A 20,944-nucleotide genomic window follows, 5' to 3' on the forward strand; every position below is an offset into this window, starting at 1 on the left:
TTATTCCTCGTCCTCTTTTTTGCGCTTTGTCAGCAGGAGAACGACTCCGGCGATTGCTGCGATTCCCAGGGCTGTCAGGCCTGCCGGCACCACGCCGGTCTTGGGGATCACAAACAGCGGCGGCACGTCCTCCGGATTCTCTCCGTTAACGATTGCCTGGATGATCTTAGGCACGTTGGGTACCCCGCCTCCACCGCCGCCTCCGGAAGGTCTGTGGTCGGGCGTGGGTTCCTTCTCCTTCTCAGGCGCCGTAAGTCCGGCATCCTGATCCAGATCGTCCTTGATCTTACGCATGTCGATGGTCCATCCGGGTTCTTCCGGTATCTTGCCGTCGTAGATGGTAAATTCCGCCGACACGCCCGCCCGGTACACACCGTAAGCCGGCATACCGCTCACAGCTCCCACCGGTGAAAGCCGGCTGTTGCCGTCATCCGCCGGATCGTAGATTCCAGCCACCGTAAGCTCTGCGCCCTCCGGCAGGGAACCGTTCTCAAGCAGCTCCGGGAACTGTTGATCCATGGACTGTTTGGTCAGATCCATAAACGCGTTGGCCGGAATCACATTGCTGTCCAGCGCTCCGTTTTTCGATCCGCCTATTCCGGTCCATTTCCAGGTCTCCACGCCGTCCGGCTGGTAGACCTGTACCCGATAGCGGTACACCTTGTTCATGGCGCTGTCCGGACTCATATCTGCAATCGGAACCCGGAACTGGTAATGTCCGTCCTCATCCGTATATCGCAGGCTTACTCCGTCCAGATCGCTGCAGGGTTCCCAGGTTCCTTTGCGGACCACAGTTCCCGTTACCCGAATCTTAGTCGTTCCTGCCGCCGTCACATCCGTTCCACCCGTGAGCCATGCGTTTCCGGACGCCTTTATGGTGCTGTAGGCTACATCCGGCGTTGCCACCGCGTTGGAGGCTGTCGCCGTGCCTGGCTCCATATCCGCCAGCTCGTAGGTATAGTAAGTCTCTTCTCCCTCAGGATTGTAGCGGAACAGTATAACGGCCGCTCCCTTCACTCCTCTCTCATCTTTGTCCTGGATGCCGTTTCCGTTAGCATCCTCCCAGACGTAATCTCCGATTGTTACGCGGTTCTCAAATGCCAGCACTCCGGCATCCCGCAGTATGTGGCGTTTCGAGCGCACCTGCTCCGGCACATCGCCGTCCTGACGCAGGTGGTATCTGCCGTCGTAAGCGTTGACGTCCTCATCCATCTTCTCCATCAGCGCAAAGCTGTCGCTGACGCCCAGGCTGCCGCGGCCCACTCCGTACCGCTCCATGTTGCCGTTCTCGTAGTCGTATCCGGTCAGGAGACCCACGTCGGAATCATTGTCGTCGTTGGCTCCCGCCGTCTGTACCTTTAAGTCGGTAAAGCTCAGCCCCGCCGCCTTCTCCACCAGGATCCGGTAACGGTACGGCTCAGGCTGGACAAACGTCTCTCTGGTCCTGCCCGGCTTCACCGGCTGCTCCTCGTCGAACAGAGGAAGCGCCGGGAAGGTATAATAGCCGTCTTTGTCCGTGCGGACGCTGACCGTCTCTACATAGACCTCCTCACTCTGACTGCGCTTCTCTTCGATCTCCACGGACAGTTTCTCAAGCGCCTCCTTCTCAAGGCTGATCTGCCGCTTCAGGGCGCTGATATCCAGCTCGGAGCTTTCCATCTTTGCAAGCAGCTCCCGGATCTCGTTTCCGATCTCCCAAATCTGCTCGTTGAGCTTCAGGTACGTTGCTTCGGCCTCGTTTTTCTCTTTCACGTAACCGGCCGTCTCCGCTTCCAGCGCCGCGATCTCGCTGTTGATCTCCTCGAGCTCTTCCGGCGTGTGATCCTGCTTCAGCTCCTCCTTCAGGTCCTTGATCGACTTCTGACGCACGTCGATTAAAACTTCCAGACGCGCTTTGCGGCCTTCCACATTCGCCCGTTCGCGCTCATAGCCGCCCTGCTTCTCATACTTCTCATCCAGCAGAGCCTGATCAGCCGCTTTGGCGTTCTCCGCGTTCCCAAGGCGGGTCTGCAGGCTGCTCAGCCCGTTAACCGCGCCAGTCTGCTGTCGGATCAGTTCCTCCAGCTCCTTCTTCAGTTCTTCGATCCGCTTCTCTTCCAGCTTCACATCCTCTAAGAACCGTTCTTCCGCCTCCAGGGTGCGCGGCAGTATATACGGTCCGCTGATCCAGTAGGCTTCCCCGGTCTCGTCCTCCCACGGCCGGTACTCATCCGGGTTATAGGTAAACAGATCCACATAGGTTCCGTCCGGAATCATTGTCCCGGTGCGGCTGTAATCCGTATCCTTATCCCCGATGTAGTCCGCTTCCGATTTGGACGCATAGTCCACGTCGCCGATCCGGTACTGCAAGGTGACGCGCACATCCTCGATTCCCTTGTCGCCGTTCTTGCGGATTCCGTCGTAGTCCGCCTTTCCGTTCACCATCTGCGCATCGTTCCACACGATACCGTCCACAGAGCCCTTGGCGTAAGGCGTAAGGCCCGCGTCCACATGTTCGATGGTCCTCTGGGCGTCATAGTCGTAATAAACATCGCCCAGCCTGATGGTGTGCAGGTTGGCATCCGGCAGTCCGTCCTCATTGGTTTCCGCCTTCTCATAAGGCAGATACATGCTTGCGGTCATGGGATCCTTCTCATCGAATACATCCGTCTCCAGATTCAGCCACTGTCCCGGCTCCCTTCTGGCGTACAGCCAGCTGTTGCCAGACAGATCGCTGTCGATCTCCTCCAGATCCTTCTTCCCGCTGATCTCCTTGTGCATCGACGTCACGGTGTATCCCTTCGGCAGATCCGGTATCTCTACGCGGTAACCCACCAGGTAATACTGCCGGTCGCCTTCCACACCGGTTTCCAGCACAGGTTTCAGTTTGAACTGCCATTCGCCGCCGGCCGTGGTCAATGTGGTATCTACCGGTTTGGCCTGAGACGGAGTCGCCTCCGACAAAGCCACCGCCACAGGCGTTGCTTCCGTCGGCGTGGCAACCTTTGGCTCGTCCACAAACTTCAGATCCCCGTCCTCTTTCTTCAGGGGCAGCCATCCCTGGCCTTCCACCCATCCGTATGCGTACAGGTTCACCCTTACGTTCTCAATTCCGGCGTAGCCGTCCTTACGGATTCCGTCGTACTCAGCGTAGGTGCCGTCCGGCAGCTCATCCCGGTCCGTGTCGTCATCCCACACAATACCGGACAGCATGGTGTTGTCAATGGACACCAGGCCAAAATCAATCAGTCTCTGATCCTGGTAATGGAGCACCTGGCCCGACTTGTTGGTCACGACCTGAACCTTGCCGCTGTTATCCTGCGGAATGGCTGCGGTAAACTCCTTGGTCCATCCGTTGTAGCGGCCGTCATTCTCATAACGTCCAGCCAAAGGATCGCCGGAGATCGTCTTGGACATCTTGTAAATCTTCTTGCCCGTGCCGTTCTCAACCGGCGGGATTGCGTAGAATACATACTGTTTGCCCGGGATCATGTACTTAAACTCATAGGTTCCCACAAAGGGCGCCAGTATTGCCTCCAACTGCTCCTCAGACAGCGTCTCACCGTCTCCCGGCAGATCCGGATAGCGGGTGGGATACTTCTTGTTCAGCACCTCGTAATCCGCTCTCAGTCTGGAGAGTTCGGACTCCGTGCCGCCCGCGTTTCGTATTTCCTCGTCCGCCTCTTTCAGCAGCCGGTACTCTTCTTTCAGGATTTCCATGGTACGGGTGGTGTTGTACCCCGGCAGCGGCCGTACAATCAGAGGCCTACCGTGCATATCCAGCGCGGGCACCACATTACCCTGCTCGTCCATTTCCTGTCCCTTGATGCATGCGATTATCGTCACGCCTTCTTCCAGCTTCGCTCCATCCCCATCCTCGTAGGTATAGCGGAAGCCGGATTCAGCGTAGGGGTTGGTCTGGTGATCATCATGAGGATTCTCCACGCTGTCGTAATAACCGTCGTAACCGTGTTCTGACAGCTCATCCTCTTTCTCATCCAGCCAGGCCACGCCGCCGTAGCGGACCGGAAGGCCCACGCCCACGTCGTAGCTCACCCGTTTCTCATCCTTGATCCCGCTGGCCGCGTGAATCACATCCGCGGTTACGAAGGTCAGGTTTTTAGCGGTAAAGCTTCCCACACCACCGGCCTGCCCGCTGGGAGACCAGGTCTCGCCGGGCTCCACCACTTCCATGGTGATGAGATCTCCGTCGTTTCCGATCTCCCAGGTGGTGAGACCGTACTCGTTGTATTCCACCGGCATGGTAAATCTCAGCCGGTACTCCCCGTCCTTGATGTTCGGGAAAATGTAGTAGCCCTGGTTGCCGTAGTTGTCCGACTTGGTGATGCAGCTCAACGGGCCGTAAGGCGTTGTACTGGTAGCTCCGGAAGCGTCCAGCAGGCGTTCTCCCTGATCGTTCAGCTTGTAATACAGGGGTCTGCCAAACTCATCCAAACCGCCATCCGGCTCAAGCTCCACCGCTTCACCGTCGTAGTTGCAGGGCTGTCCAAGACCGTTTAAGAGTTCCACTTTCACGCCGTTGATTCCGGGATCAGGCTTTAAGACGTCTCCGTCCTTGCCCCAATCCGGCACGTACGTGATATTTCCGTACTCGTCCACCTCTTTGACCCGCTTTGGAAGCTTCCGGTCAAAGTCCGTGCCCGTCTCCGGCACCTCGTAGGCGACTTCATCCTGTTTACCATTGATATTGGTATCCAGCCACACATAGTCGCCGATCTGGGTGCGGTCCACCGGGTTGTGCACATAGACCTCCAGCACAGCGGATTCCGACGTATACACGTCCTTGGCGGTTCCCACAAAGCTGTTTCCGGCCTTGTAGCGGCCGATCTGGGTCTTCAGCGCATCGTCCGACACGGCGCTTCTGTCCGCCGAGTAAACCGGCAGGTTAAGCGGTGTCTCCACCTTAAAGGACAGCCAGAAATCGGAGGATGCGTACATCCTGTACAGCTCGTTCTTTGTGCCCTCCCAGTTGTTAAAGGTCACGGCGATGGCGCGCATTTCTTTGCGGATTTCCTCGTACTGAGCCTGGGTCATGCCGCTGCTTTCCCGGTACTCCTTCAGTTCCGCCAGGGTCACATGGTGTTTCTTCACATTCGCTTCTTCCAGCCCGTTTACGGTCCAGTTCAGCTCCTGCTCTTCATCCAGGGCGGTCAGTCCCAGCGCCTGGAAGAAGTTGTCCACGTTGTCCTTGATGCGGCTTCTGTCCTTCACGGAATACATGGCCTCCAGTCCGGCCGGCTTCAGCTCTGTGATTGCTCCGTTCTCATCTCTGGTCACATCCACCGGTCCCACCCAGATCTTGTAGGTATCCTCGGGGAACGTGATAATTCCGTCCTCTCCGGCCTCGCCCTGCGGGTCGGCGTTGCTGGTAGCGTTGAGCTCAAAGTTCTCCTCATCCAGCTCCAGCCACGGGTTCCACTTGGAACCTCTTGCAGGCGCGTTCCACGTTCCTCCGGACTCGGTTCCCGTGATCTTCGTATCTCCCTCGTATGGCAGGATATCGTAGAAGATCGGGTTCACCTTCATGCCGGCCGCGGCATCGCCGGGCGTAAATGTCTGGCTGTTTCTCATATTCAGCCTGTACCTGTAATATTCTCCCTCCAGCACGGGAACGGGTTTGCCGTTGGTAGTCGAGACCTCGCCCGGCTCCAGCACCGTCGTTACCGCCTTGAACTTCGGGAAGGACATTACGGTGTCAAATGAAATAATATCGTTCTTGATCTCCAGCAGGGTATCGGAGGAGGAATCGTCCTCGTCATAGTTCTTGCCGTCCTTCACCTGATGGGATCCCACATCCTGAGCCTCGTCGTCCCCTGCGATCCACTTCACCCATTTGGGCTGTCCCACATCGTCCGTGGCGTAACCGTAGGTCACCTTATTCTCGCCCTTAGCCAGCGGGTCTGCTTCATTGGTGGTGGTAACGCGGGCCATATACTGAATCACAATGCTGTCGCCCGGCATCAGTCTGCCTTTGAAGAAGAATTTCAGCAGCTTTTCATTTCCTATCTGTTTAAGGGGTTGGATGTCCTTCGTATCTAACGTCACGTCTGTAAAGTCCGAAGGCTCTGTTTCAGTGGTAAAATGTCCGTTCTTGTCGTAATCCCGATGCACCACCTTAAAGGTCCAGTATAAAGGCTCCGTCTCACTGTAAGAGCTCTTCCGCTGGTATGCCGGATTCAGCGGCATGGATAAATCGTCTGTCACCTCGTCATATGGCACGTAGGTCAGCGTGTTGGGATTGATCGTCAACAGCGGCGGCACCCGGATCACAATGGTCGGGTTGACGAAAATATCTTCCCGGTCCTCGGAATCCGTGTACTTCTCCAGTCGTTCGTTTTCAATGTTGTCCAGCGTGCAGATGTAGGAAACCACCTTACTGCTGTCCTTTAGTTTGATCTGGTCTTTCCATTTATAATGGCATTCATCCTGAGGCAGCGGTTCTCCATCGGCCGCCCGCTGGATATACTCCAGATACTTACCCTCGATCTTCATCTCGCCCACCGGCGTGTACAGCACCAGGATCATGCCGGACCGTGCGAACAGCTCTGGGTACGGCACCTTGGAACTTCCCTCCACCCGCTTGTCGTTGCTCACCAGACGGCAGTATTTGCCGTCGCTGTAATTCACGTAGATGTCGGTGTAGTTGGCCGTGTAGCTGTCGCTCTTGATGGCCTGGCCATCGGTACCGTAAGCCCCCAGGCGCATGGTGATCAGACCGCCGTTGGTGGGCACGTCGTCCCGCTCTGCTTCGCTGGGCGATGCCTCTCCTGGCGTGGCCGCGTCAGGCTCTGCCTCGCTGGGCGACGCCGTTGCAAAATACTGGTAATGGTTGGGATAGTGGCCGTTGTTCATGCCCGTTCCCTTGTTCTCCAGCTCGTGGGCATCCTGCTTGCCTTCCTCGTCGTAGTCCACATCCACATCCAGACGGAAGCCCGCCGGTATGGGGTATTTCTCCGGATTCTCCGAGGTCACCATCCACATAATCTGGTTGATGTCGTCCCGGATATCCTTGGACACCGTGATGGACTGCTGTTCCCGCAGGGTTGCGCCGTCCGGATACTGCCCGTCCTTTGCTTCCAGGCGGTGCCAGATCAGGGGCTTCTCCTCATCGCCGTCGTAACGGGCTTCGATGTCGAATTCATCCTCAATAGTCTGGCGAATATCCTTGCTCTCGCTGCGCAGCGTATAGTAAACCTGTATCCGAAGCTTTTCTTCCAGCAGCTTCTGATATGCCTCCTTCTCTTCCTTCGTGTTGCCGCAGAGCTCGCTGAGCGGCACATACCAGCGTCCGGTCTTAACCTTGGTTACCGTGGTGGTCACCTTGTAAGCGTCGTACTGCTTGTAGTTTTCCGCCGTCAGATCCGGCCGGTTGATATCGCGGCCCACGCCGTATAACGGCAGGTTGGCGATGGTATAGATCTCTCCCACCGCTCCGCGCACCAGGCTTGTTTCCGCCAGGTACATGGCAATGTCGTCGGTGGATCTGTAAGCCGGGTCCTGAGCCTTTCCGTTACGGTTTTCCATGGGCCGGCTGGTGCTGACTCTTCCGTAGCCCATGGGGCTTACGACCTTCAGCCCTGCCGCCGTGTCGTAGGCGTAGCGGTCCTTGCCTTCCTTTTCTTTCTGGTTCCAGTTGCCGCCGTACACCTTCTCAATGGACACGCCCTTCACATCCGTCACCGAAGTGGGCACTGGAAGCTTCCCGCCGTCCTTGATCACCACCTTTTCGTCCGTATTCTTACCGGCCGTCCCGCTGTAGTAGGACACGGCATCCTTCTTCTGGTCGCCGAACCAGGGCTTTCCGCCCGCTTCGTAATGCACGCCCTTGTAATCCTTAAGCTTCCCATAATTTCCATCCAGGCAGTCCAGGTTCACAAACACCCGGTTGTAGAAGCTATCCGTGCTCATTCCGTCCTTGTCGTAGTTTTCCGCCTTGTTCACATCGGGGATATCCGACACGCGGGTCCGGATTTTCAGCGTAAATTTACCGCCGTTCTCCAGATAACCCGCAGGCCGTTTTCCGTTTCCGATGCTCTCGTAAGCGGACTGCCGGTCGCCGAAGGCGGCTTGGTCTGCCGGAGGAATCACGGTGATGCTGATGAACTTGCGGTTGTCCCGCTCGTCCTTCTTGGGCTTGGGCGTATTGTCGATAATGGTCCATCCCTTGGCTCTGGCCTCGTTGAGGTCCAGAAGTTCATCGGGATTCCCATCGCTGTCATACGTCTGGATGCAGATGCCCGGGTCCTCCTCGGTGCCCTCGTCGTAGGCCAGCACCCATGGCAGGTAATCGGAGAATATAAAGGCTCCGTGAGCCACGTCTCCGCTCTCCGCCAGCTTGCGCCTGCGCACCTCAAGCTGATCCTCATACTCCCGTAAATCCGAGGCCGAGGGCTTTTTATCCTTGCTTCCCTCCGCGGTCAGATCCTGAATCTTCTGCCGGTTACCGGACTCATCGATCAGATACTCGTTGGGCTGGTCCAGACGGGCAAAGGCCCCGGGATCCTGTTCCCCTGTAACAGAAGAGTCCGCTTCGCCGTGCATAGGCGAATCCACATGTTTGTTCATCACCGTCACGCCGTACCACACTCTTCCGCCGTATCCGAAGGTCACGCCCTCCTTCAGCAGAATATTGGGATTCTCCGTGTAGTCGTCAAGGCATGCCGCCTCAATATCCTCCACTCCGTCAGCATTGGTACAGCCGTCGGTTCTCACCAGCTTTCCGTCTTCGTCGATCTTGTATTCATGTACATCGCGGCCCTTGTAATCCGGCGATCCGTTGTTGTCCCCCAGGCCGGCCTCGGTGACGCTGAGCGCCACCCGCTTATCCAGCATGATATTGGGGTTCTTCACGTAAATCTTCGTGGTGTTGGCCACAAACCGGTCGCCCATCATCAGGTCGCCCTGCATCGTGTAGCCGCTTCCGCTGCCGTTTACATCCAGGCGGTCGTAGGTCACGTTCAGAGGCGCCCGCAGTCCGCCCTTCATGGCGTTCGTCAGGGTCAGATCGCTCTGTTTTCTGATATTTTCGGGCGAGTAGTCCTCAATGTCCACAACGTTACCAGCGCCGTCCGCGCCTGTCTCCGCCCCCCGGATCATATCGCCCAGGAGTCTGCGGTCCTTAATACGGCCGTCCGGTCCCGTACTGTCCAGCCGGGTATCGTCAAAGGCATGATAGTGCCCGTTGTAGCAGCCATACCAGTTGCAGTATTTCCCGTCCATGTAGTAGCCGCTGTACTCCTGGCCCACGCTGAACGGATTAAACATCAACTTCATGGACAGGCCGTTGTCCTCCTCCACGCTCCGGTCGTCGGTCAGGAACCTAAAGCCCCGCACCAGACTGGAGGCAAAGCTGCGGTTCTGCTGCCAGCGGTTCAGCATGATGTTGGAATCTTCCGCTCCCCGTTTTGCCCAGGCGGCTTCCTGGCTTACGCCGTCCAGATTCACCCGGTCCTCGGGTGCCTCCACCGCCATTACCTTTACATTGATGTCCAGACTCTGGTTCCAGTCCAAGCGCGGTGCGTTTAGCACCTCCACCACGTCACCATGGTTTTGGGGATCAGTAAGCGGATTGTAGTCCATCCCCTCTGCGTTGGCCGCCACCGGTACGACGCGCACCATATAACGGCGCGCCTCCTCAATGTAGCTGACGGAAACGCGGTAATGGTCCTTGGTCACATTGGTTCCGGAGGTTATCTCCCGATTGGCTGTTCCGTCCTGAAGCGTGCTTACATTGCGCACCGTCAAGTCAAAGTCCGCCTGACCGTTAGCCCAGGCATCCCGCTCCTCTTTGGGCACGCTGGGTCCGGGCCAGGGTTTCCCCTGCTCGTCCACCGGCACGATACCTTCCGGCAGCAGCGTGGACAGCACAGGCAGCGGGTATTTGGCTCCGCTCTTGGTTACCTGCCCATCCCCCGTAATCCAACCGCCTCCGATGTCGTCAAAGGACGGCGAAGTCTGATAATAGCTGGTTCCGTTATTTGCTTCAAATGGGTTGATAAAGCTCAAATAATTGCCTGTAACCGGATCCTGATAGTGCACCGTACCGGCACTGCTGGCACCATTGTTCTGTACGTTTCTGCCCGCTGTGATATTCTTCATCACAACCTGGTTCTCCGCGAACAGACTGATCTTAAAGGGTTCTTCCATATTCTGGTAGAACTCATCCAGCTTCTTCTCGTCCTCAATGGCATGGCCCGGTTCTCCGGCCCGTTCGTCCGCAACCTCGCTCCAGTGGCGTACCACCGGCACAAGCAGTCTGGCCTGGCTGCCGCTGACCGCCGTATACACGGTGTCTCTGCCGCTGCCCTCCACAGCGTTATAGTCGGTAACCGCTGCCGGAATCTCCCCGTCTGCCGCCGAATACATGGCGCAGAACAGGTTTCGTCCGTTTGCGTAGGCCGTGAACGCCGGGAACATCCAGAAGTTGCTGGTGCTGACACCCCAGTAGCCGATCTTGGCCTGGTAAACCTTGTTCATTCCGTAAATCTGCTGGTAGCTGTTGCGGTCCAGCCATCCTGTCACAAGATAGGAGGTGTTGCCATTATTGGTATTCGGGTAAGCTCCGTTCTGGCGCACCGTCAGATCACCGCTGCGGTGGGACTCGTCGTAAATCTGACAGTAATCGGAATCCGGCTGCATCTCGCCGTCCTTCACATAGATCCCGTCGTCCCACGGCTCTGTGTAAACCATGTCGTAAAACCGCTCGCTGTCCGGCTGGGCGTAGACCACGGACTTTAAGTCCACCGTGATCTGATATCCCTTGTCCTTCTGTGTCAAATTGTCCGTAATATTGCGGCCCCACCAGCCGTTAAGCGGCTGTTTCACCGTGATTCTCACCACCCAGGGCAGATCTTCCCTGCCGTAGGTCTCCATAGTGTTGTTGTAGTAATCGTCCGCCAGCACCGGATCCGCTGCTGTTTTTGCCGCCGGATAATAGTCCGTGCCCACGATATCCCACGGACGCTGGATCGCCTCGGCAGTCACATACTGATCGGCGATGGCTTCCGGAGCCAGATAACCGTCGTCGCTGGCCGGAGCGCCGCCGTAAAATGCTTTCAGATCCGGCGTACCGTCCTCGTTCAGATTCGGCATCACGCCCAGAGGCAGCACATAGGTGAACGTCACGCCGTCCAGCGCCCAATCACCGTAGTTGATCGCGCTGAGCCGGGCAGTGTACTCATCCCCGTACTGGATCCCAGGAGTGTAAACTCTGAGCTTTTCATCTGCGAAATAGACAGAGCGTCCCTGCATGCTTTCCAGGGCGCTTCCCGTCAGTCTGGTGTCGTACTGGTCATAATCCCCGTTGATATCGCCGGCATAATAGCGTTCCGTCACGAAACGGGTGGCGGTGTACAGCCAAGGCATCCGCAGATGGAGGGAATCCTCCGCCCAGAGAATGTTTTCCTTCAGTCCCACACCGGCGTCCTCATCCGTCACAGGAAGCCAGTCTCCGACATCGCCCGTCTCGTCCCAGTGCATACTGGTCTCCACGCCCTTATTCACATACTCCCCGGCCTCCGGTTTAACGCCCGCAGGCGCCACCTGGCCGTAGGTGCGGTCCTTGGCCAGCATACTGTACCAGTCGCGGCCATAGGTCAGCTCCGTCACCCGATCCGGCTGGTTTCCGACCAGCGGCGCGCCCACCAGCACCTGCTGGCGGCTGCGGCTGTCCAGATCGCCGTCAAAAAACTTGCTGTTGTCTCCGGCATCCATGCTGGTGTAGCTGCTGACCTTGGAGCCCGGGATCACAGTCTTACTCTGATCCAGGAACTCATAGCGCTGCTGTCCCGTGCTGTCCGGGTAAAGCCGGTCGCTGCCGTCGGCGTTCTTCACCGTCTCGTAAACAGTTGTTCCGTTCTTCACCACCGGCGTCAGGGCCGCCTTACGGCCGGTCCGGCTGCCGGTAAAGCCCACGTCGTGGATCAGATTGCTCATATCCATCAGCTTGTCGCCGGTCTTATCCACCGCCGGGTCGAATGTGTTCAGCCCGTAATAATAGTAGTTGTAATTCATGCTGTGGCTGTATTCGCCAAACCGCGGCAAATACGCCACCCTCCCGCCGGTTCTCGCATCCTCCGACTGGTAGGTCGTCACCGGCAGCCCTTCCCGCTTGGCAGTGGTCCGGTACACAATCTCGATCTTTTCTCCCGGCGCCAGCGCGGTGCGAAGCTTCTGATCCTTGAAGGTGTAGGTGTAGACAAAGTACCTTGTATCCGCAGCTCTGGTCCTGTCGGGATCTGCGTCGTTGGGCGCGATCTCCGCATCCACTTTGTTGAGCAGCGTCCGGTCGTAGGACTGCATACCGCCGATATCCCCCGCGGTCATGGCGTAAACCGTGATCTGGGGAGGCTCGTAATCCGTTCCCATAGTCTTTAAGGTTCCGTCCGCGTTCCACCACCGGATCTGGATGGGTCCGTTGTTCCAGTCGCTTATGACGACCTCCCTCACGTTTCCATCCACCGCTGACTCGCCTCCTGCCGGAAGCATCCGCGGGTCAATGTCCACGAACTGGGCCGGCACCTTGTCGATGATAACCGGCTGGTAGATCTCGCCCGTGCCCAGCACATCTTCCTTTGCCGCCAGGCCAGGCGCAGCTCCGGCAGGCTTCGCAGGATCCTCCATCCAGTGGTAGGGGTTGTCTCCCTGCTCCGTTCCGTCGTACTGGATGCGCAGGACGCCGGAGGAATCCCGGCTTACCGGCTGCTTTTGCGCTCTGCCGATGTTCTCGGCCGTGATCCGGCTCCATAGCTCCTGTCCCGGGCGGTAACCGTCCATAGGCGTTGCATCGGAAGCCGTGGCTTTCTCCACCGACTCATAGGTTTCCGCGTTCAGGCTCACGTTGGCCATCCGGCGGAGCACCGGGTAGGTCACGGAGGTTCCGATCCCATACCGGTAAGTATTTTTCTCAATCTCCGTGGACTGGTCGTCCGCGGTGGAAGTGCTGGCGATGCCGTTAGCGTCCTTATACTCCTGTTCCATCTCATCCGCCGTCTTGCCCTCGCTCCCCTCGGTCGTCTCTCCTGGCTGGGGCGTGGTATAGTTGTCGGCCATGGAACTGTCGCGGTACCACTCCTGGGTCACCTGCACCGTATAGTTGTAGCTGTAGTCCTTTTGCGCCTTACCGGGTTTGATATCCGCCCAGCGGCTGATTCCGTAAAGCTTCACGGCCGGCAGCGTCAGATAATCGTCCACCTCATCCGCCTTGGCGCTGTCCGAGGCGGACAGTGCTGCGTACTCCAGCCTGAATCTCGCCACATCCCGCGGATCCAGAAGCTGGTAAGTGCCGTCGCTCTCCCGGTAATAGGACCAACCGTCCGGGTTGTAGCCAGCCCGCTTGGGATATACCTTGCGGTAGCCGTTTCTGGCCCATCGGTCAGCATTGGGACGGGAGGGATCATAGGGCACGTTTAACCCGTTCAAATCTGCCCGGATCTGCCCCGACTCATTCAAGTCGCTGCGCAGCTGGACGTACATGGTGGCCATCATATTCCGGTCGCCGCCATAGCTGGTCTGGTTGTAGGACAGCTCGTCCTCGTCCGGCATCCGGTTCAGGTAGAAGCCCTGAAGCTTCCGTACATCGCCGGTTTCACCGGCGCTGTAAGTATTTCCGGTGATAAAGTCCACAGTCAGATCCATGTATGCCAGATCCTTGTGTACCTCGTTGCGGATCATACCCTCGCTTCCCTGCTTTGCCGCCTGGGGCTCGCCGATCGTCAGCACCGCCTCCTTGCTGTCCACATGGTCCTCCATGGAAACCGCCACGTCGGGCGGAAACTGTTCCGTGTAAATGTGCATTCCGCCGGACAGCACCTGGGCGTGGACGCCGTTCACCATGGTTTCCGTATCGCCCTCGAATGTGTCCTCCGCTCCCGCCTGCACCCGCTTGTAGATCACGGTGTCCTTATTGCCGATCTGTTCCTGTCTGGCCTCATCCGCTCCCAGATGGGCTGCAGGCGAAGCCGTGGTGTGCAGAGCGCCGGCCTGGTAGCTGTTGCCGTCCGGATCTGTCAGGGTAATGTGATTGTAAACCTGCTCCGTAAAGCTGCCCGCCTGGCTCTGGGGATTGGCGCTGGTAAAGTAGAACGGCTCATAGCCGTGAGCTTCCAGTCCCCCCACCGCCACAAGGGATTCCGCGATGAAATTCCCCTTCATGTTGCTGCCGCCGTTGTTGTCCGGGTCCTCCACCTCCAAAACCACCAGCAGGCGGATGCCCTTGTTTACCGGGATATCCCCGTTAATCTTCCAGACGATGCTTCTGACCACATCCTCCGCTTCCGGGGTCCCGCTTCTGGCAGATCGGAAAAAGCGGGCGAAAATATTGGGTTTCTCCATCTCCATGCCGCTGTACAAATCCTTTAGCTCCTGATCGGCCGGAACACTGTAATACCCGCCGCCGTCCATAGGTTGTCTCGGATCGTAAGCTTCAATATCCTCCAGCTCGATGGACTTATATCCGTCCACGCCTCCATCCGGATCGGTGATCGCCAGGGGCTGAGTGACGATCAGACTGTTCTTCCCGTCCGTGATAGGTTTGCCGTCGGCATCCAAAATCTCATTGCCGTCGGCGTCCAGATAGTGTCCGTTGGCATCCACCCGCTTGCCCTCGCCCAGCGGATAATTGGCCGGCATATAGGTCCAGCGGGCGATTCTGGTCCCCTCGGGTGCCTCAAAGCGCAGCACTGGATTGTTCCAGGTGATGCTCTCGCGCATCTCCCCGCTCTCTGTGGGATACTCGTCCTTGTCGTTGACCGCAGTCACGTAATAGGAGATGCGGTCCCCGGGCACCAGGTGTTCCATGTCTGCCAGATCCCGGGGCGGATTCTTCATGCCGTCCGGATCGGCCTTTCCATAATCGTTGCCGTTGTAGTTCATTCCCAGAGGCCGGTTGTTAAAGGCATCCCCATTCTCCGGCAGCGGCGTCAGATCCGGAACCTGGATAATCTGTCCGGCGTTGGACGCGGTGGCCAGATTGTTCTTGTAGGGCAGCCGGTTTACCGACAGGTTGATCTTGGCCGCACGGTTTACAAAGCGCAGCTTCTTATAGTTATCAATATCCCAGAAACGGTTATTGTTGACGACGCTGTTCACGCCCGCCATGTGCAGGCGCAGACCGATGCGGTTGGTGATAATCTTGGACAGCACCAGCGGGTCCGTATCAACGGTGGGCCGGCTGTTCAGATCCCATTCCTTCTCCCGGGTGGAATCGTGCGCCTCTCCCGCCGCATATTTGCGGTCGGCAAATATACCCTCGAACAGGAGCTCCGCCGGATCTTCCGTAAACTGATCCGATGCCGGCTGCCCCTCCGGAACACGTTCCCGGACACCGGTCAGCGTGGCATTGCCCTCCTTGTTAGGCCCGAAGAAACGCATCAGGTTCTGGTGGTAGTCGATGCGCCACGGCGTGCGCACCTTTAAACTGTAGTCAAAGGCCAGCAGATTGTGCTGGAGGAAATAACCCCCGTCCTCAGTATCAAGCTGCACCGGCTCCAGCACACCGTCCAGGAACATGGCCTCCAGATCCACGCAGTAATAACGCGCCTCGTCGATCTCTTCCGTGGCCGTTCCGTCGGCGGTCTCATACGTCATGTATTTGGATACCAGCGGATTGGAGGTACCGCTTAACAGGCCGTCGGCTTCCGTCAGGTCGTCCAGCATTTCCTTTTTCAGGTCGAATACATTGGTATTGCTGTAATCCGATCCGACTACATTGGGATCGCTGCGCGTGAGCTCAGATGATTTCTGGTCCAAATCCCTGGCCGTATAGAGCTTGAATGTGGACACTTCAAAACGGTTTTCCTTCAACACCTTCAGCTCATCCGAGTCCAGATCCGTCTGGGCGGCTCTGGCTGTCTTGCTGATAAACTGCACCGGAATCCACAGCTTCTGGGTGCGCAGGCCCTCCGGCAGCACATCCTGGTAATTCAGCTCCCGGAAATAAACGCCGGTGAGATCCAGATTTTCAACCTCTCTGCCGCTCTCATCCTTCTTTTGCTTGGTCCCGTTCACCGCCCAGATGCGGTATTTTACCTTGTTGGGCTCCTTATTGTCGGAATCGTAATCATAGATATCCTGCAGCGGCTGGGCCGTGTTGGAGTCCAGGCCGTCGTCTCTGGTGGTGTTGGCCACCGCCGTATTGATCTCTACGCCGGCAGGTTTCGTTGCCGCCTTGCCGTCCACGCCGTTAATCGTCTCCGTGTTAGTACTGCCGTTCGGCGCGATATTAGCCGCGTACCAGATCGCCAGGTTGGCCTGCTTCACTTCGGACTGCGAGCTCTCCGGGATACCGTAGGTAGCCTCCTTGTCGACCACCTGCTCCTCGGAAATCTTCCGGTCCGCCTCAAAGCTGTCCACCAGTTCTCTGGTCTGCATATAGCCGATTTTTCCAGTGCTGTAGTTGGACTGCTTGTTGTCGTACTGGTCCTTGCTGTAATTTGCGTGATTGTCCTTGGGCTTGCGGTAGGCCAGGTTGCTGGTCCACACGCCGATGCCAAAGGGATCGTTGGCATTGTAATCCAAAAGGTCGCACACATTGCCCATGAGATAGAAATCCGGGTCCGTGTTGTTCGTCTGCTTTGGGTCCGGCGTCACACCGGTATACTCGTCGGTCATATCGCCATTGCCTGAAAGGTTCACCAGCGTAACTGCGATCTCGGCGGGATACTCGTTCTTCTCCAGCTGCACCACATTGTCAAAATCTGTCCACCGCTGCATCTGATCATTGAGCGGGTCGCCCGGCTGGTGGTCGCTGGCGGAATCCAGCGAGGAAAGCTCTCCGTTGGAATGGTCCGTCAAATGGTCGTTCCCCAGCAGACTGTCCACTGTATTTGGCGTATAGCGGAACAGAATACGCCCGTCAAGCTCCGCAGGAAGTCCGTTTTCGTACTCTTTGAGCAGCTTTTCATAGGGCACCTCCACGACTCTGGTCCCCGCGATCACCGGCTGTCCGTCCACAAGTTCTGTGTTACCGTCCTTATCCTGAGCGTACTCGTTGATCGTCACCTTCACACTCATCAGATTGGGTCTTATGCTGTCTGAAATTTCCACATAGCGTGAGAAAAATCCCTTGTAAAACCCGTCCTTGCGGGTGATTTCCGGCATGATATCCGTCAGATCAACATAGTCCACGTGGGTAAAACGGTTGTACCACTCGGAATACAGGTAGTCATAAATATAATATCCACTATACGTCCCCGTGCTGACCCAGGTGCGCGGGGTACTCTTCTCCGTGCTGGTATCAACTAGCTGGTTAATGCCGATTCCGTAGGCTCTCAGCTGGCCGTAATAGGGCACTCCCAGGGTCTGGAATCCGGCGATGCCGGGGATCAGGAACTGCAGGCCATCCGTAGGCTGGTCATACTGGATATTGCCGCCTGCGGCCGCAAAAGCCTTTCCTCCCGCCGTCATGCCCAGTCCCTTTTGCTGCTGTACCTGGCTGGGCAGCACACGGATCTCCGCTCCATCTTCCAAATGTCCGGCATGCCATTCGCTGTAATTGGTATTGCCATAGTAGGAATAATCCATATACACATAGTGCCAGTTCCGGTACGACCAGGTGCTCTTGGTCTGTGCGCCGCCGCTGTTCACTACGGTCACATTGTCTCCCGACTCCGAACCGGCGCTGGCGTCGCTCACCGCAGATTTCTGCACGCGGATCCGGCTGACCTTGTCCTCAGGGCGCACTTTGCCCGCATACCGGAGGTCCCGGGAGAGGTTTTTCGATCCGCCGTCGTCGATGTTGAACTGGCTGCCCAACTCCAGTCGCACGCCTACCTGAGCGGTCTGGCTTCCGGTGCGGATCACGCGCCCCGCAATCTCCAGGGAATGACGCGTCCTCTGGTTGGGTATCTGATTGGCCCGGTTGTAGGGCTCGTGCTGGGTCTCCGGATTATAAGCTTCCTCATACCAGGTTCCCTCGTCGGCGTTGATCGCCTCCCAAAGGTTCCCCATGGTTCCGTTCGCAGCCTGCGCGTTGACGGACATGTTGACCACCACTTTGGCGATGCCGCCCTTCTCCATCACTGCGGACGGCGTCTTATAATAGCGGTGCGCGTTAGAGGCGGAACCTACCAGGTCCCTGGCGTCGTATTTGTCCGGCATTGTGGAATCCTGCCACAGGCTGCCGTCCCCGTCCGGATTAGAACGGTCCGGATCCGCCAGCAGATTGATTCTCCACCACTGGTCCATATCCTCGCCGTTCAGCAGGTCCGCCGGGCTCATGTTTACGTTGCTGGCATTATCCCGCCAGGTCGTCACGGTATAGGGGTCGCCCTTTACCGGATAAACGGTGACGGAGTTCACAAACGGACGCAGTTTGGGCCTGAGTTTGATAAAATACGCATCAAAATTATCCGAGGGCAGCGTCACCACCATCTCCACATTGGCAGCAGCGTTGTAGTCCTGGGGTACCGTACCATTTCCGTAAAGGCTGTAACCGCTCTTGTTTTTCGCCACCCCCGCCGACGAGATTCCCAGCTGCCGGAAATCCACCGTATAGCTGGCCAGAGACTTATAGCCCACAGTCAGCCAGTTATTGTCCATGTAGTGCGGATAATAGGCCCAGAGCTGGCTGTCCCGGTTCTGATAATTGCCGGTGGTCTCGTCCGTAAAACGCCAGTCTCCCGCGGCCGCCTCCGAGCCTGTCAGGTGATCGCGGAACACCGCGCTGATGGTGGTGTCAAAATACATCTGCGGCGTCTTAATATAAGCCGCATCCGTGTCATTGCGGCGGTGGTCCATGGTGGCCACCTCCTCAAAGTTGTTGCCCGCCTCATCCTGAACTCCGTCCGGTTTGGCCGCAAGCAGCTCGTAGGCCGACTTCCATTGCTCATAGGTGTGGCCGTACAGATACGTGTCAAAGGAACCCTGGTTTCTGGTTTCTCTGGCGCTTTCGATCTCCTGTACGTTCTCGATCTTCGTGTCGCTGATTCCCACGAACACAATGGTCTCCGCTTTGTCCGTGGTCTGATCCGTGTTGACCACACGGGTTGTGTTCCACTTCTCAGCATCCGCTTTGTACTCCGGGTTGCGCATAGGCAGGAAATCGGAGCCCTCCACCAGCACCTGGCTGACGGTGGACATACCCGCATTGGCAATTATAGTAGTTCTGGGGATCACCAGATCCCCCTTATAGGTCTTGTACAGGCCCTTGGCCAGAGAGGCTACCTGATCGTACTCCGTATCGTGGTCCTCCCGGCCGATCTCACCGTAATCGGAGATCAGGCTGCCGGACAGGTTGTACAGTCTGGCAGAGTATTTCACATTTGCGTTGACAGTTTCGGGCTGCTCCTTGCCCTCGGTGGAAGGCAGAAGTTTTCCATATGGATCCCGGTCGCCGGATTTCTGGGGCTGAGGCATGGTGTAGCCGACCCGCTCCAGCACCAGTTTCTTTCCGCTGTTTTCATCCACAATGGTGATGCGGTCGATCACCGCCTGGTTAAACAGCTCTGACCGCACAATGAGATCCATGGTGTGGAAGCCGCGGTTTTTCTCAGAATCGTCCACCGTGGTATCCCACACATTTCCGGTATTCAGGCCCGGAGTCATCTCAAAGCGGAAGTTTTCCATACGTGAGATACTGTCGTTGGTCAGACCAAACACGGACAGATATTCCCGGGCGTAGGGCACCACGTTCCACTCGGTATTGCCATCCACCGAGGTGGTGATCGCGGTTTGATCGTTTCGCTTGCCTCCGGTGCTGTTTGAGGGCGCAAAATTCCTGTAAATGCTGTCGTTTTTGTGGCTCTCGTTCAGCTGCTGCCGGTTGTAATACTGGTTCTGTGCGGAAAGCTTTGGCAAGGGCTCCTTCACATCAAAGGCCGCCCAATCCAGGGCATCCTTCTTGTCCTTGGACTCCACCTTGGTATCCGTCCCGGACACATAGTCGATAAAGGAGGCCTTGGCCATAATCTGGTTGCCGCAGTACGCCACGGTCTTTCCGTTGGCGTCCGTAAACTGGTTGAAGCTGTTCACCACATTGTCCTGCTGATAATTTCGCCGGTAGGTGGACACATCGCCGTAGCGGTTGATCTCGCCGCGCAGCTCCACGATTCCCCGGTGGTCCTCGTGAGTCTTTTCGTCCTTGACCACGCTGCCCTCAAAGGTGTCGAACACAATCTCCACCTTGCCCGGATACTTGACGCAGCGGCTGCTGTCTCCCTCCTGGTACCAGACGGTGTGCGGGATTACAGCCCCATTGCCGCTTGTCCGCTCCTCTAACAGGTCCTTTAACTCTTTATCCTGAATCACATAGCAGACCGGTTCCCCTGTCTCCTCCTCCACAGCCAGGCGGTCGTAGACGCGGATCTCAAAAACCTTGGTCACGCCGTCGTCGTAAACCGGCTGCCAACCGGCGTCCTCAGGATCCGCCGGAACTTCCGGGTCGTCCTTTTCATAATATTCGCCGGTAAGATCGCTGTACCCCAGCAGTTCACCGTTTCCGATCAGCTTCTTGTCCAGATAGATATCCGTCATCTGGAAACCTCTCCTGCTCTCCTCCTGCTCGCCGGTAACCGGTGAATCGTCGTACAGAGGCAGCTCCACCGCCAAAATAGGCTGGGACATACCGCTCTCACAGCTGTTTCCCAGATAGAAGCGGTATGAGGTTCCATCTTTGTATTCGTAAGAGACCGGCAGAATCTCCGCCTCCCCGTCATAGGCGGCGGCAGGGGCATTTTTCTTGACCGCATAGGTTTCTAGCGTCGGCTCGGAGGGGTCAATGTGCAGGATACCGAAGCTGTTCGCAGTCCTGGTAAGAATGTTGCCGTACTCGCTGTTGCTCTCATAGGTATTGATCCAGACGGCCTTCATCTTCAGATCCTGCACCGGCTTCAGCTCCGCTAACTCGCCGCTGCCGTCCAGCTCGTAGATATACCCGGTGGGCGTGCCCTTCACGAGCAGCATGCTCTCGTTGTTTTTCACCAGGTCGTTGGCGTTGTAGGTAGCCGTG

1 protein-coding gene (cut by a window edge) is annotated in these 20,944 nt (G+C 57.2%); it reads right to left on the bottom strand.

What is annotated here, in order from left to right; genetic code table 11:
• Window positions 1-20,944 carry the 3' portion of an SdrD B-like domain-containing protein gene (locus tag ACK2JC_RS01690; protein WP_411338392.1) on the bottom strand. Its footprint extends 8,555 nt past the window's final position, so 20,944 of the gene's 29,499 nt are visible here — the last part of the coding sequence; its start codon lies beyond the right edge, outside the window — the gene reads right to left on this strand; the stop codon is at window positions 1-3.

The sequence above is a fragment of the Enterocloster lavalensis genome, assembly GCF_046603895.1.
Classification (GTDB): Bacteria; Bacillota; Clostridia; order Lachnospirales; family Lachnospiraceae; genus Enterocloster; species Enterocloster lavalensis.